The following is a 316-nucleotide window of genomic DNA, read 5'->3' as shown; positions in this document are numbered from 1 at the left end:
GTAAGCTGTCCCGCGGAGGGCCACCGGCCCGGAGCATATTGCCTGGCCTTGTTAAGCAAGGCTTTCACTCCGAAGCCGAGTTATAAACTATGAGCCGGGGTGCGCTTACATCTTGGGATTTAAAATGCTCATGCTCCCAAGACTCACCACCTTTCTCTATACCGTCCGCGCATTCAAGCAAGAACGACGCAATATCCCTTAAAGCTTCAGGCGAAGCCGAAATTGTGGCCTCTGCGAGTTCGAGCAAAGTCTCGTCGCCATGTCTCGAATATCCGAATATCTTCATATATTGATTAACGCCGCCAGCAGGGGCAGC

1 protein-coding gene is annotated in these 316 nt (G+C 52.2%); it reads right to left on the bottom strand.

The genetic code is table 11. From position 1 onward, the window contains the following. Positions 1–64 precede the first annotated feature (64 nt). A partial coding sequence (locus B4U49_RS19190; RefSeq protein WP_204902940.1) for an Imm32 family immunity protein occupies positions 65–316 on the bottom strand: 252 nt, incomplete at its 5' end.

Source organism: Microbulbifer mangrovi, from assembly GCF_002009015.1.
Lineage (GTDB): Bacteria > Pseudomonadota > Gammaproteobacteria > Pseudomonadales > Cellvibrionaceae > Microbulbifer > Microbulbifer mangrovi.
The sequence above is the reverse complement of the archived record's forward strand: the minus strand, read 5'-3'. Positions and strand labels throughout refer to the sequence as shown.